Origin of the sequence: Streptomyces sp. NBC_00271 (genome assembly GCF_036178845.1) — a bacterium.
GTDB lineage: Bacteria > Actinomycetota > Actinomycetes > Streptomycetales > Streptomycetaceae > Streptomyces.
Genome location: NZ_CP108070.1, coordinates 9300485 through 9314535 on the forward strand (window position 1 = coordinate 9300485; position 14051 = coordinate 9314535).

The following is a 14051-nucleotide window of genomic DNA, read 5'->3' on the forward strand; positions in this document are numbered from 1 at the left end:
GAAGCGCCCACAACTGAACGAAAAGGCGGCCGTTCATCACCTCGGAACGGCCGCCGATGGTCCTCTGCGCGCGCTGCCTCTTCTACGGGCACGTCTCGTCGAACTTGACCGCGTTCAGCGTCACCGGCTGCCCCTCGAGCGCCGTGCCCGTGGACGGCGACTGCGTGCACACCTTCCAGTTGCTCTCCACCAGAATCCAGCGATCGGAGCCCGAAGCGTCGTTGACGGTGAGCGACGTGCTCGGGTCCAGGGCGGCTCGGGCCGCCTTCACGGACTTGCCCCCGAAGTCCGGCATCGTGCCCTGGGCGGCCTCGGGCGCCTTCTCGTCCTTGGCTGGGCAGCTCTCGGCGAGCTTCACTGCCGCGAAGTCGAGGCGCGTGCTGGTCGGGATCGTCTTGCCCGCCCCGTAGTTCTGGCCGCACACCTTCCAGTTCCGGTCGAACACCTGGAGCCGATCGCGGCCGAGCGCGTCATGCGACGTGAGCGCGTAGAAGCCCGCTGCCTGCGCCGCGTCCTGTGCCGACTGAAGGCCCATGCCGACGAAGTCCGGCACCGCCTTCCGCTCGGCTTCGGTCGGCTTGTCGTCCGTCGTCTCCTTGGCCTCAGTGGCCGGAGTAGCCGGAGTGGCCGATGCGGTGGGTGTGGAGTCGGGCCGCGCGTGGCCGGTCGTGTCCGGATCGCAGCCGACGAGCGCGCCGGTGGCGGCACACAGCACGGCGGCACTGATGATGTGGAAACGCATGGTTTTCCCCAGGGTGATGCAGGTACAGGCGGATCGTGGTGGACCACTCGTGGACGGGTAACGAACGCTGTGCCGCTTGGTGACGGCGGCCGCGCTCCGGCCGAAGACGCGGCAGCGCCCCGCTCTCCACGGCGGGCGGGGCGCGGCGCTGACCTGCTAGCTCCAGCCGCCGAAAAAGTCGCTGCTCAGCTGCGCGGAGCAGATGTTGTAGCCGCCGGACGCGTGCCCCTTCTTGGTCTGGCCATCCACCGTCACCGAACAGTTGATGTCGCCGCCCCCCTGCAACTGGGCGGTCACCTGGAAGTACATGGCATCCGAATCCGCGGTCAGGGTCTTCGTCATCGGCAGACCGGACCCCTGACGACTGTCGCTGTCGCTGCCGTAGGTGATGTCCGTTCCGGACGGGGCCGATCCCCAGACCTTGAACACGACCTTGCCGTCCGCGGCCGCGTCGTCCGAAGTCGTTGCTTCCTTCTTCGGTGTCGCCTTCGGTGTCGCCTTCGGCTTCGCGGTCTTCGTGACCGTCACCGTCGGAGCGGGCTTCGCCTCGGCCGTCTTCGTGACGGTCACCTGGGGCGTCGGTTTGTCGCTCGCCGTCGCCTTCTGGTCGCTGCCCGACGAGCCGATACCAACACCGACGAACAGCAGAACGATCGCGGCGGGTATGGCCACTCGCTTACGCGCCCACCGCGGCCGAGCTGTCGTCGGCGGCTGCGGCGGTACGGGTCCCCAGCCTGGCTGTTCGGGCATCGGCGGCTGGTTGTGCGACATACGTCCCCCTGAGTGGTTCATGGAGAGATGACCGTAACGGGAGAGGTAAGGAAAGTGTGAGAGTGGTGAGAGGAGAGTGATGAAACCGTAATGAATGTGAACGTTCAATAAAATGAGTCTCGATCAGTGGGCCCGCATGCCGTACGAAGTGGGGGGGCGCGTGACTCGCGCCCCCCCACCCGTCGTCAACTCACCGAGCAGGCCTGATCTCCCAGTTTGAAGGTGGTGGGTTTGGCGTTCGCACCCGTCCAGCTGCCCGTGAAGCCGAAGCTCACCGACGAACCCGCCGCCACGTTCGCGTTCCAGGTCAGGTTCTTCGCAGTGACCGTCGTCCCCGACTGGGTGGCGTCGGCGTTCCACGCCTGGGTGATCTGCTGGCCGTCCGTGAAGGGCCAGCTCAGGGACCAGCCGCTCCAGGCGGTGGTGCCGGTGTTGGTGAGTGCCACGTCGGCCTGGAAACCGCCCGACCACTGGTTGGTGATCCTGTACGTCATCGCGCAGGCGCCCGTCGGCGGCGGCGTCGGATCCGTACCGCCGCCCCCGTCACCGGTGTCGGAGCTGTCGCCGTAGATGATTCCGCGCCCGTTGGTCGCGAGGTACACGCGTCCGTAGATCCGCGGGTCTCCCGTGATCGCGCCGCCGGTCCAACCCCACTGGTGGGCATCGTCGTTGATGCGGGTCCAGCTCGCGCCCTTGTCCGTCGAGCGGAAGATGCCACGCACCCCGCCGATCTTCGCGCTGGTGTAGAGCGTCTGGTACGAGGCCCCGGTCGCCGCCTTGCCGAAGCCGATGGTGTCGGCCTGGTCGACGTTCGACAGCTTGGTGAAGCTCGCGCCGCCGTCCGTGGAGTGCCACAGCCCGTACGCGCCGTCGCTCGCGCCGCCCGCCAGCCACACGTCGCCCTTCGCGCCGGGCAGCGCCTTGAAGCGCACGCTGTCACCGCTCGGCAGGCCGGTGGCTGCGGAGGCGGTGAAGGTGGCGCCACCGTCCGAACTGACGTAGAACTTGCCGGACTTGAACCCGTAGAAGGTCTTCGGATCGACCCGGTCCGACTCCACGATGGCGCCCGCGGGGATACCGCTGGACGCCGACCACGACGTACCGAAGCCGATCGTGTACTGCACGCCCGCGCCCACCGGGCTCCACACGAAGCGGCTGCCGTCGGACGCCGCCGCTGCCGTTCCGCCGCCGCTCACGCCCGAAGGGTCGGTGCCCGCGAACCAGTTGGCGCCGTTGTCCGTGGAGAAGGCGATGTGCGGGCCCGCGTCGAGGTTGCCGACGCGCACCACCGTGTTCGGGTTGGTCTCGGCGTAGTCGAGGCTCGTCGTCGTGGTGAAGTTCGGCGAGGTGTACATCATCGACGGCACCTTGGTGAGGTCCGTGTGCCGGAAGCCGCCGATGTCACCGAGGGCGCTGAGCAGGGTCGCCCCGGAGGGGGGAGAGGCCAGGTCGTTGACGGCCGTCTCCTCCAGGCCCTGGACCATGGGCCGCATCGTGAACTGGCTGTTGCTGTCCCAGTTCGTGAGGTTCTCGGTGCCGTAGATCGTCGCGCCCGTTCCGTACATCATCCGGGCGGAGTTGAACGGGTCGATCTCCAACCCCTCGGTCATCCAGCCGAGTTTGGGGGACTGCTCGGGGGGTGACGGGTTCGCGTCGAAGGTCAGCCAGGGCACGGACGACACGTCCATCGTGTAGCGGTTCGAGCGGTTCGGGTACGAGGTGTAGTCCCAGGCCTTCGTCCAGGTGCCGCCACTGTCGGTGGACCGGAAGATCTGGGTGTCCGGCCACCACGAGCTGTACGCCGTGGTCATCACCGTGCCCGGATGCTGCAGGTCGACGGTCAGTCCGCTGAATCCGTAGTAGGTGTCGGCCTCCGCGACCGGGCTGATGTTCGTCCAGGTCCCGGTCCTGGTCGCGTACCGCCACAGCCGGCCCTTGCCGCCGTCGTACGGGCCACCCTTGTCGCTGTAGGCGAGGTAGAGGTAGCCGTTCGTGGCGTCGAGGACTCCCTTGTGGGCGAGGTAGCCGGTGGGCTGCCCGGCGAGCCGGGACCAGGTCGCGCCGCCGTCCGTCGAGCGGTAGACCGCGTTGTCCTTGTCGGCGACCCCGACGTAGACCGTCTGCGTGGCGCTTCCGGGGGTGCCCGTGGACTCGTCGAAGGTCACCCACGCGATGCCCTGGTTGTCGCTGGCGTAGCCGCTCGTGTCGGTCGCGTCCTGCACGTAGTTGCCGACGTTCGGGAAGTTGGTCACCTGTGACCACGTGACACCCGAGTCCGTGGACCGCCACAGGCCCTTGCCGCTCGGCGCGCCGAGGTACAGCACGCTGTTTTTGTTGGGGTCGATCGCGAGGCGCTCGCCCATGCCCCGGCCCGGCATGTTCCCGCCCAGTTTGAAGGGCAGGTCCGTCCTCTGCCAGCTCGCGCCCCGGTCGGCGGAGCGCAGCACGGCACCGTTGCCGGGGTCCCAGCTGTTCGTATACGTGCCGACCGCCGCGTACACCTTGTTCGGGTCGACGGAGTCGGACGCGAGGCTGACCACCCCGGTGTGGCCCCACCGGTCCCAGCCGATCGAGTCCGTGAGCGGGGTCCAGGTCTTCGTCGACTCCTGCCAGCGGTAGGCGCCGCCGATGTCCGTGCGGGCGTAGGCGAGGTTCTTCTCGGAGCGGTTGAAGACGATGCCGGGGACGAAGCCGCCGCCGTCGATCCTGGCGTTCTTCCAGGTGTACGTGTCGGCGGCGAGCGTCGTTGTCGGGGTGCTCGCGGCGAGGGCGGACGGACTGCCCGCCAGCAGGCCGGCGGCCAGTGCCAGCACGGCCGTGAGGATACGGGTTCTTCGCACGGTGGGGTCCTCTCTGAAGGAGGGCATGACGACCGGGCGGCCCCCAGTGCGGGTGGGGGCCGCCCGGCCAGGTGGCCTCGTCGTCAGGTGACGAGACCGCGCACGCGGAGCTTTCAAGCGGTTCCGGTGAAGCGCGGCGAGCTACCGCGCCCTTCAGGGGCGCGAGGAACTGCGCGACCAGCCACAGACGGCCCGCAGCTCGAGTACCGCCCAACCCGCGGAGCGCTTGGCGGGGACTATTCGAGAAGCTCCGCGTACGAGCCCATGGCCAGGGCGATGTCCGCCTGGGCCCAGAACCGGTGGTACGTGAAGGAGGGCGCGGCTCCGCCCGCCAGATAGGCCTCGATCTTCGACCAGTTCGGGTCGTTCTTGTAGAAGGACCTGAGCGAGGTGAAGGTCGAGGTGGAGTTGATCGTGTCGCCGTTCGGCATCTTGCCGCTCCAGCCGCTCGGGACGTAGACCGTGTCGTCGAAGCGGTTGTAGTCGGCGCGGGTCTCCGGGACGGCGATGCCCAGGCTGTCCTGGTAGTTGCTCCACATGCCGTCGAGGAGTGCCTTCGCCGTCGTCTTCGCCTGGGCGTTGCCGGACTTGGCGGCGTAGTACGACAGGGTCTTGGCGTACGCGGCGGCCACACCGACGTCGTTGGTGTAGTCGGTGACGGTCACGTGAAGTCCACTGTTGGCGCCGGGACTTGAAGCGTTCCACGTGTCGGGTGTGCCGGACCACTGGAGCGTGGAGGGGACCTGGTAGGTGCCGTCCGGGTTGATCGTGGTCTTGGACAGTGCCCAGGAGACCCACTTGTCGAGGATCGCCTTCGCGCTCGCGTTCCCCGTCTGCTGGTAGAACTCGGCGACCCGCTCCATGGACCAGGCCTGGAAGCCGAACCACTGGTTGGACGGCGGGTCGTGGTACACCGGCTGCTGGTCGTAGTACATGCCGTAGAAGGTCGGTGTCCCAGCCGGCGGGGTCGCGTAACGGCCCGCCCAGCTGTTGGTCGCGCCGCCCGCGATGGCACCCTCGTTGGACTGCAGCCAGCGGTAGAACTCCAGCTGCCGGGTGAGGGAGGTCCCCCAATCGGCCGCCCCCGTCGAGGACTTGGGCTTCAGATCGGCGTACGAGCTGAGTGCGTACGCGGCCAGCGGGTTCTGGTAGCCGCCGTGGACATGGCTGGAGCCGATGCGCCAGGCCCAGCCCGCCGAGGTGTCGGTCGCGCCGCCCCAGGCGTAGTACCAGGAGAGCAGATAGTGCGAGGCGTCCTTGCCGGTGCCGGCCGCGCAGGTCGACGGACCGACACAGTTGCCGATCTTCTTGAAGTACTTGTCGTACATGGCGTAGCGCAGATAGTCGCCCATCTTCGCCGCCTTGCCGACGGTCGTGGACACATCGCCGCCCTTGCCCTGCGCCTTGGCCCACACGTCGGCCCAGTACGCGGCCTGCACGGCCCGCGCGTCGGCGTCCGGCGCGTCGGTGTACTTCCACTGCTTGGCGTACGAGGAATCCCCGGTGAAGAGGTCCAGGTAGCCGTTCGTGGAGCCGTACTTGAAGGCGTCGCAGGTCGGCTGCGGCACCGTCTCCCACACCGACTCCTGCGCGCCGCGCTGGAAGGTGTTGATGTACGACGGTCCGGTCGCGGTCGGTCCCGCCTCGCACTTGCCGGGCTCGTCGCCGTAGCCGTAGACGTTGTCGACGTCCTGGAGCCAGTGCATGCCGTACACGTCGTCCGTGCCGTACGCGCTCTTCAGCTCGGCCGCGATCGGGTCCGAGCCGACGGAGACGCCCGTGTCGAGCTTGGCCGGATACTCGTTCGGGGTGTCCAGCTCGGGCGCGTAGGTCGCGGGCTTCGAGGCGTTGTAGAAGGAGTTCGTCGGCTGGTCGGCGTGGGTGGGGATCATGTACGTCTCCATGGTCGTCCACGCGGCGTTGAACTTGGACCAGTCGCCGGTGACCTTCCCGTACATCGCCTGCAGCCAGATCAGATAGCTGTACGCCTCCGAGGTCGTCTCATGTCCCTGGTCCGGCGCCTCGACGATCAGCGTCTCCACCGAGTGGTAGGGGATGCCCTCGGGTGAGAAGTAGCCGTTCGCCGGGTTGGTGATCCTGCCGTAGAGGTCCAGGAAACGCGCGTCGTACGCCTTCGACGCGGCCAGCTCCGTCACGGTGACGGTCGCCTTGGCGTACCCGGTCGCCGAGGCCGTGAAGGTCGCGGCGCCCGTCCCGGAGGCATCGGCGGTGACGGTCACGTTCTGCGCCGTGTTCCAGTTGGCCGGGGTGAAGGTGAGCGAGGCGCCGCCGGTGACGGAAAGGCCCGTATTGCCGTCCGTACGGGCGGTCGTCACCGTCACGTTCGCGGCCGGCTGTTTCGAAAGTTGCACGGCAAAGGTGCCCGACTTGCTCTGCTGGACGCCGAGTTGGGTCGGCGAAGCCACCACGGCGGGACCCGAGGCGACCGTGATGCCGACGGGTGTGGACGCCGCGGAGGCGCCCAGGCTGTCGTACGCCTTGGCCACCAGCGAATGACTGCCCACGGCCAGGCTGGACGTCGACAGCGTGTAGGGGGAGCTGGTGTCCGTGCCCAGCAGGGTCGTGTCGTCGTAGAACTCGACCTTGGCGATCGTCGCGTTGTCGGCGGCCGCCGCGGTCGCGGCCAGCGGGATCGCGTCGCCCTGCGTGTAGACCGCGCCCGCGGCCGGGCTGGTCAGCACGGTGACCGGCGGCTGGTGGGCGCCGGTGCAGGTGGTGCCGTTGATCGCGAACGAGGCGGGCGCCGTGTTGGTGCCGCTGTAGGTGAACTGCGCGCCGGTGGAGACCGCTGCCCCGGCGGCGATCGTCCCGTTCCAGGAGGCGTTCTTCGCGGTGACCGTCCTGCCGGACTGCGACCAGGTCCCGTTCCAGCCGCTGGTCAGCGTCTGGTTGCCGGTGTAGTCGTATGTCAGGGTCCAGCCGTTGATCGGGTCAGCGCCCCGGTTGGTGAGCGTGAGATCCGCGGTGAAGCCGGAGCCCCAGTCATTGGTCTTGTAGTCGACACTGCACTGAACTCCCGCCGCCTGAGCGGGAGTTGAGCCATTCGCGAGCATCGTGAGCGGAAGCGCGAGGGCGGCCACCGCGGCGGTCCACAGCCGCCGGGTCCTCCGGCGTCTGCTTCTGGAACTTGGGTGCATGTCCTGGTTCCTCCTTGCGGCTCGGAGAAGTGGGGGCGGAGCAGCAACAAGCCTTGAACCAGTGGGAGCGCTCCCATATTGGAGAGAGGGGTCGAAGGGGTCAAGGTGCTTGAAGAGTCGAAATTGTTCGATTGATCAACAGTGCGACGCCTCTGTCCTTTACCGACACTTGGCGCTAACTTCATCCGCACCAGTGGGAGCGGTTCCATCAGTCGACGCGTCCGTCACGACGCGCCCGAGCTGCAAGGAGTCGCTCATGCGACACCCTCCGCGTTCAGGACTTTTAGTGGTCGGCGCCGCGGTCGCCCTCGTGGGCACCGCGATCGCGCCGGTCGTCACGGCTTCAGGAGCCACACCCGCGTGCACGGTGGACTACTCCGTCACGAGCCAGTGGGACACCGGCTTCCAGGGCGCCGTGAAGATCACCAACAACAGGGCCGCGCTCAGCGGTTGGAGTCTCACCTTCGACTTCGCGAACGGTCAGAAGGTCAGCCAGGGCTGGAACGCCAAGTGGTCCCAGTCCGCCACGACGGTCACCGCGGCCAACGAGAGCTGGAACGGCTCGCTGGGCTCAGGGGCCAGTGTCAGCGCCGGGTTCCTCGCCTCGTGGTCGGGGAGCAACGCCGTACCCACGACGTTCAAGCTCAACGGGACCACGTGCAACGTGGACACGGAGCCGTCGCCGACCCCGACGGACCCGCCGCCCACGACCGGTACGGCACCCGAGCTGCACGTCTCCGGGAACAAGCTCGTCGACGCCGACGGTACGACGCGGCGGCTGCTCGGCGTCAACCGCTCCGGCGGCGAGTTCATGTGCGTCCAGGGATACGGCATCTTCGACGGCCCCGTCGACGACGCCTCGGTCAAGGCGATCGCCGACTGGAAGGCCAACACGGTCCGCATTCCGCTCAACGAGGAGTGCTGGCTCGGCCTGTCCAACATCAAACCGGAGTACGCGGGCGCCCACTACATCTCCGCCGTCAAGGACCTGGTGGCCAAGGTCGAGGCGCACGGGATGACCCCGCTCGTCGAACTGCACTGGAACTACGGGCAGTACACCGGGAACTCGGCCGGCTGCTCGGACGTGCACGCCACCTGCCAGAAGCCGATGCCGGACGCGCAGTACAGCCCGGCGTTCTGGTCCTCGGTCGCCAGTACGTTCAAGGACGACCAGGCCGTCGCCTTCGACCTGTTCAACGAGCCCTACCCGGATCGCGCGACCTCCACCACCGCCCAGGCGTGGGCCTGCTGGAAGGACGGCGGCACCTGCCCGGGCATCGGCTACGAGGTCGCCGGGATGCAGGACCTGGTCGACGCGGTGCGCGGCACCGGCGCCAGGAACCTGATCCTGACCGGCGGGCTCGCGTACTCCAACGACCTGAGCCAGTGGCTGACGTACAGGCCGAGCGATCCGACGGGCAACCTCGTCGCGGCCTTCCACACCTACAACTTCAACACGTGCGCCAGTGAGAGCTGCTGGAACTCGACGCTCGCCCCGGTGGCGGCCCAAGTCCCACTCGTGGCGGGGGAGATCGGCGAGAACACCTGCTCCCACGGCTTCGTCGACACCGCGATGAAGTGGTTCGACGACCGGGGGCTCTCCTACCTCGGCTGGACCTGGAACACCTGGGACTGCTCCTCCGGTCCCTCCCTGATCTCCGACTACGACGGCACTCCCACGTCGTACGGAGTCGGGCTGCGTGATCATCTGCGCGCCCTCAACGGATAACCGGCGCAGGCATCAGACGCACACGCGCACTGGAATCACACGCACCCCCGCGCAGGAGTCACACGCACCCCCGCGCAGGAGTCACACGCACCCCTGCGCAGGAACCAGACGTACACCCGCGCAGGAAGTCAACGGACACCCGCACAAGAAGAGATGGGAACCCGCACTCATGAGTCGTACCAAATCCGCGCTCTTAGGGGCGCTCGTCCTGCTCGCCGGCGCTTCGGGAACCGCCGTGGCGGCCGTTCCCGCGGACCCCGCCGGGATCGCCGCCATCCCCTGCACCGTCGACTACAAGGTGCAGAACCAGTGGGACACCGGCTTCACCGCCGCCGTCACGGTCACCAACAACAGCGCCGCCAAGACCTCCTGGGCGGTGAAGTGGGCGTACGCCGGGAACCAGAAAGTGACCTCGGGCTGGAACGCGAAGATCAGCCAGAGCGGCACCGCCGTCACCGCGGCCAACGAGACCTACAACGGGACGCTGGCGACCGGCGGTTCGGTCAGCTTCGGCTTCAACGCCTCCTACAGCGGCACCAACGCGCTGCCCACCTCCTTCACCCTTGACGGGGTGACCTGCAACGTCGACGACGGAAGCGGTGGCGGAGGCGGCGGAGGGGGCAGTGACCCCTCCGGGAGAGTCGACAACCCGTACGCCGGTGCCAAGGTGTACGTGAACCCGGAGTGGTCCGCGAAGGCGGCGGCGGAGACCGGCGGCAGCCGGATCTCCAACCAGCCCACCGGTGTCTGGCTCGACCGGATCGCCGCGATCAACGGGGCGAGCGGCAGCATGGGCCTGCGCGCCCACCTCGACGCGGCGCTCGCGCAGAAGGGCAGCGGCGAGGAGGTCGTCCAGCTGGTCGTCTACGATCTGCCCGGACGTGACTGCGCGGCCCTCGCCTCCAACGGGGAGCTCGGCCCGACGGAGATCGACAAGTACAAGACGCAGTTCATCGACCCGATCGCGGCGATCCTCGCGGACAGCAAGTACGCCTCGCTGCGGATCGTCACGACCATCGAGATCGACTCGCTGCCGAACCTCGTCACCAACACCGGCAGCCGGGCCACCGCCACCCCGCAGTGCGACACGATGCTCGCCAACGGCAACTACGTGAAGGGCGTGGGCTACGCGCTGGCCAAGCTCGGCGCGGTCCCGAACGTCTACAACTACCTCGACGCCGGCCACCACGGCTGGATCGGCTGGGACGACAACTTCGCCCCGTCCGCCACCCTGTTCAAGCAGGCGGCCACCAGTGAGGGCGCCACCGTCGACGACGTCGCCGGGTTCATCACCAACACGGCGAACTACAGCGCCCTGAAGGAGAACAACTTCACCATCAACGACACGGTGAACGGCACCTCCGTCCGCCAGTCCAAGTGGGTCGACTGGAACCGCTATGTCGACGAGCTGTCCTTCGCCCAGGGCTTCCGCAACCAGCTCGTCTCGGTCGGCTTCAACTCCGGCATCGGCATGCTGATCGACACGTCCAGGAACGGCTGGGGCGGCACCGCCCGGCCCACCGGTCCCGGCGCGACGACCAGTGTCGACACCTACGTCGACGGTGGACGCTACGACCGCCGTATCCACGTCGGGAACTGGTGCAACCAGGCCGGAGCCGGCCTCGGCGAGCGCCCGCAGGCCGCCCCGGCCACAGGGATCGACGCCTATGTGTGGATGAAGCCCCCGGGTGAGTCCGACGGCTCCAGCTCCGCCATCGCCAACGACGAGGGCAAGGGCTTCGACCGGATGTGCGACCCGACCTACACGGGCAACCCCCGGAACAACAACAACATGTCCGGCGCGCTGCCGAACGCCCCGCTGTCGGGGCACTGGTTCTCGGCACAGTTCCAGCAGCTGATGACGAACGCGTATCCGCCGCTGTAGGGCGCCCGACCCGGTGATCCGCCGGGGTCAGGCCTCCTGGGCCAGCCCCCGGCGGATCGCGAACTCCACCGCCGAGTAGTCGCCGTCCGCCCGCTCCAGCTCGTAGGGCACCGACGGATACAGCGGCGGCTGCGCCATGAAACGCGGGCGCGTGCCGTGGTGCGGCTGCGCCGCGTGCACCAGGAACGGGTGGCAGAGATACACGTCGCCGGGGCGGCCGGTGGCGTGGGCGAGCGGGCGGTGCGCGGAGGCCTCGGCCACCTTCGGACCGAGCTCGAGGAACGAGGCCCCCGCCTCGCCGTACGGCTCCAGGACCGGCGGCACATCGAGGTGCGAGCCCACCCTGATACGGGTCGGGGCGTCGGCCTCGGTCACCTCGCTGAACAGGAAGAGCATCAGCAGGGCCCGGCCCCGCGAGCGGAGATTGGAGTGGTAGAGCGTCTCGCCGTCGGGGAGGTAACTGCCTTCGATGTGCCAGCCCGCGTCGTCCGGTTCCCGCGTGTGCGGGAACCGCAGCGGGAAGCTGCCCAGCGCGTAGCGCGGATCCCAGCGTCTCTCGCCGACCAGAAGGTCGAAGGCCTGGTGCAGGGCGGGGGAGTTGGCCGCGGCGGCGAACGGGCCCTGCGCCATGCTGCTCACCCAGTGCACGGGGTCCTTCCAGGTGCCGGGGTCGTCCGGGTCGTACCCCGTCTCCTTCCACAGCAACCGGGCGCAGCCCTCGGCGACGCGCGGCGGGAAGGCGCCCTCGATCTTCACGAACCCGTCCTCGAGGAACCGCTCCACCATCTCGTCCTCCATGGGGCCATGCTCGTGGACGCGCCGCTTCGGACGCATCAGGTTTTTCTGCCGCCGGGTTTGCCGTTTACGCAACATCGTTGGCTGTTTCCGGGAGTCGAGGAGCACGCTGTGTACGCACCCGGACGAGAGGCGGACCACCATGGCACACGGCCACCACGACCACGAGAACGACCGGCACGCTCATGACCACACCCACATGGACTTCGCCGAGATGATCCCCATGCTGGAGCAGGAGGCGGAGCTGTTCAGCCCGCTCTACACCGAGGCGGCGGGCTGGCTGCGGGACCAGCGGTCCGAGACCGGGCTGATCGTGGACGCGGGCAGTGGCCCCGGTGTCATCTCCTGTCTCCTCGCGGACACCTTCCCCGCGGCGCGGGTCGTGGCCGTGGACGAGGTGGAACCCCTGCTGGAGCGGGCCCGCGCCCGCGCCGACCGGCTCGGCGTCGGCGACCGCTTCAGCACCCTGCGGGCCGAACTCGGCGGCGGACTGGGTGACTTGGAGTACCCGGCGGACCTGCTGTGGGCGAGCAGGTCCCTGCATCACGTGGGCGACCAGCGCGCCGCGCTCACCGGTTTCGCACGGGCTCTCGCGCCCGGCGGCACCCTCGCCCTCATGGAGGGCGGCCTGCCCATGCGCTACGTCCCGCGCGAGATCGGCATCGGCCGCCCCGGCCTTCAGTCCCGCATCGACGCGGTCCACGACGAGTGGTTCGGCCGGATGCGGGACGAGCTGCCCGGAGCGGTGGCCGAGACGGAGGACTGGCCCGCCCTGATGACCGCCGTCGGCCTGCGCCACACCGCGACCCGCACTTTCCTCGTCGACCTCCCCGCCCCGGTCTCGGACGAGACGCGCGCCTTCGTCGTCACCTCCCTCACCCACCGCCGCGACTCCCTCGCTCCCGGCCTCGACGCGGACGACCTCGCCACCCTCGACCGTCTCCTCGACCCGGATGACAAGGCGAGCGTGTACCACCGGCCGGACGTCTTCCTGCTGACGGCGCACACCGTGCACGTCGCGGTGAAGCCGGAGTAGTGCGCGTCCGGTCAGCATGTGCCGGGGCGCGCGTACACGGCTGGTGCACCCACGACGGTGAACCACTGCGTGTCTGGGACGTCGTCGAGCGGCGCCGGGTCCTGACCGATCCGCCCGCGCGGACGCAGGGCGGCTGCTGTGCCGCTCCGACGAGTTGACCTTCACTCCCGACAACCGCGCGTTGGCCGCGGGAACCGCGGACGGCGTCGTCACCTGGAATTTCCATGCCGACCGGGAGCGTCCCCTGCTGCCGATGCCCGGCGAGGGCGTCAACTCGGTGGAGTTCGACCCCACGGGCGCGTACGTCCTCAGCTGGGGTGCGGCCGGCCTGGCCCTGTGGCGTACGGACAGCCCGGCCCCGGCGAACGGCGGGCCGCACCGGCCGCTCATCACGTTCCCCGTCGAGACGCCCGCCGTCACCGACATCCGGCTCGACCCGCGCGAGGAGGTGTTGCGCTACCGCGAAGGCTCCCAGGCAGGAGTCGTACGCACCCTCTCGCTGCATGGGCTCATCAGCCCGGCGTGGCGGAAGAAGGCACGGAGCGATGCCGCGTTCGACGCCGACGGGCAGTCGGCAGAACCCGCGGTGCGGCCCGCGGTGCGGCCCGCGGTGCGTGCCGTCGCCGCGGACGGCACGGTGTACATCGCCGTCAGCACCCGCGACGGGATCCTCGTCACCCGCCAGGGCGCGCACCCCGTCGCCCACGTCGTCGGAAGATGGAGCGAAGGCCCCGCCGCGATCGACCCGGCCGGGCGTACGGTCGTGACCGCCGAGGGAGTCCTGATCGACGTCGCGACGGGCAGTCGCAGGCAGGGACTCCAGGGCGAGGATCTCCTGCCGACGCGGTCTTCAGCCCGGGCGGACGCTACTTGGCCGCCGCCGACACCCGGGGGCGCCTCACCCCGTGGGACGACGGCGGACAGCACCGGATCGTCGTCCTGGCAGTCGCCGACTCCACCGTCGAGCGGCCCGCCCCGGCTTTCTCGGCCGACGGCTCGCTGCTGGCCGAGAAAGCCGGGACGACGGCTCGGTCCGCGTGTGGGAGACGGCGTCCCCGCGACGGGAGGGAGCGACCCTGTCGACCGGTGACGGAC

Annotated in this window: 9 protein-coding genes; 4 read left to right on the forward strand and 5 right to left on the reverse strand. The window is 68.9% G+C overall.

Annotated elements, in window-relative coordinates:
* Positions 1 to 82 precede the first annotated feature (82 nt).
* The 4 genes from OG798_RS42210 to OG798_RS42225 form a co-directional block, all read right to left on the reverse strand.
* Positions 83 to 742, reverse strand: coding sequence for a hypothetical protein (locus OG798_RS42210; RefSeq protein WP_328758721.1), 660 nt, complete (start codon positions 740 to 742; stop codon positions 83 to 85).
* 156 nt (positions 743 to 898) lie between these two features.
* Positions 899 to 1414: an MmpS family transport accessory protein gene (locus tag OG798_RS42215; protein WP_328758722.1), complete on the reverse strand. Its 516-nt coding sequence runs from the start codon at positions 1412 to 1414 to the stop codon at positions 899 to 901.
* A gap of 284 nt (positions 1415 to 1698) precedes the next feature.
* Positions 1699 to 4353: a cellulose binding domain-containing protein gene (locus tag OG798_RS42220; RefSeq protein WP_328758723.1), complete on the reverse strand. Its 2655-nt coding sequence runs from the start codon at positions 4351 to 4353 to the stop codon at positions 1699 to 1701.
* Between the two features lie 236 nt (positions 4354 to 4589).
* Complete coding sequence (locus OG798_RS42225) at positions 4590 to 7511, reverse strand: glycoside hydrolase family 48 protein (RefSeq protein WP_121414469.1); 2922 nt, start codon at positions 7509 to 7511, stop codon at positions 4590 to 4592.
* A gap of 256 nt (positions 7512 to 7767) precedes the next feature.
* On the opposite strand from OG798_RS42225, the gene OG798_RS42230 reads away from it, so the two are divergent.
* Complete coding sequence (locus tag OG798_RS42230; protein ID WP_267063427.1) at positions 7768 to 9240, forward strand: cellulase family glycosylhydrolase; 1473 nt, start codon at positions 7768 to 7770, stop codon at positions 9238 to 9240.
* Between the two features lie 169 nt (positions 9241 to 9409).
* On the forward strand, positions 9410 to 11125 hold the full coding sequence (locus tag OG798_RS42235) for a glycoside hydrolase family 6 protein (protein WP_328758724.1): 1716 nt from the start codon (positions 9410 to 9412) through the stop codon (positions 11123 to 11125).
* A 27-nt stretch (positions 11126 to 11152) separates the two neighbouring features.
* Here OG798_RS42235 and OG798_RS42240 read toward each other — a convergent pair whose 3' ends face one another.
* Positions 11153 to 11923: a phytanoyl-CoA dioxygenase family protein gene (locus OG798_RS42240; RefSeq protein WP_183127073.1), complete on the reverse strand. Its 771-nt coding sequence runs from the start codon at positions 11921 to 11923 to the stop codon at positions 11153 to 11155.
* Positions 11924 to 12062: 139 nt separating this feature from the next.
* On the opposite strand from OG798_RS42240, the gene OG798_RS42245 reads away from it, so the two are divergent.
* Positions 12063 to 12956, forward strand: coding sequence for a class I SAM-dependent methyltransferase (locus OG798_RS42245; RefSeq protein ID WP_261690136.1), 894 nt, complete (start codon positions 12063 to 12065; stop codon positions 12954 to 12956).
* A 154-nt stretch (positions 12957 to 13110) separates the two neighbouring features.
* Positions 13111 to 14046 carry a hypothetical protein gene (locus OG798_RS42250; RefSeq protein ID WP_267063429.1) on the forward strand — a complete coding sequence of 312 codons (936 nt, stop codon included), beginning with the start codon at positions 13111 to 13113 and terminating at the stop codon, positions 14044 to 14046.
* Positions 14047 to 14051: the final 5 nt, after the last annotated feature.

Bases quoted from the DNA above. Each gene is read 5' to 3' on its own strand.
- OG798_RS42210 (WP_328758721.1), bottom strand. From the start codon at position 742: ATGCGTTTCCACATCATCAGTGCCGCCGTGCTGTGTGCCGCCACCGGC.
- OG798_RS42225 (WP_121414469.1), bottom strand. From the start codon at position 7,511: ATGCACCCAAGTTCCAGAAGCAGACGCCGGAGGACCCGGCGGCTGTGG.
- OG798_RS42230 (WP_267063427.1), top strand. From the start codon at position 7,768: ATGCGACACCCTCCGCGTTCAGGACTTTTAGTGGTCGGCGCCGCGGTC.
- OG798_RS42235 (WP_328758724.1), top strand. From the start codon at position 9,410: ATGAGTCGTACCAAATCCGCGCTCTTAGGGGCGCTCGTCCTGCTCGCC.
- OG798_RS42240 (WP_183127073.1), bottom strand. From the start codon at position 11,923: ATGGAGGACGAGATGGTGGAGCGGTTCCTCGAGGACGGGTTCGTGAAG.
- OG798_RS42245 (WP_261690136.1), top strand. From the start codon at position 12,063: ATGGCACACGGCCACCACGACCACGAGAACGACCGGCACGCTCATGAC.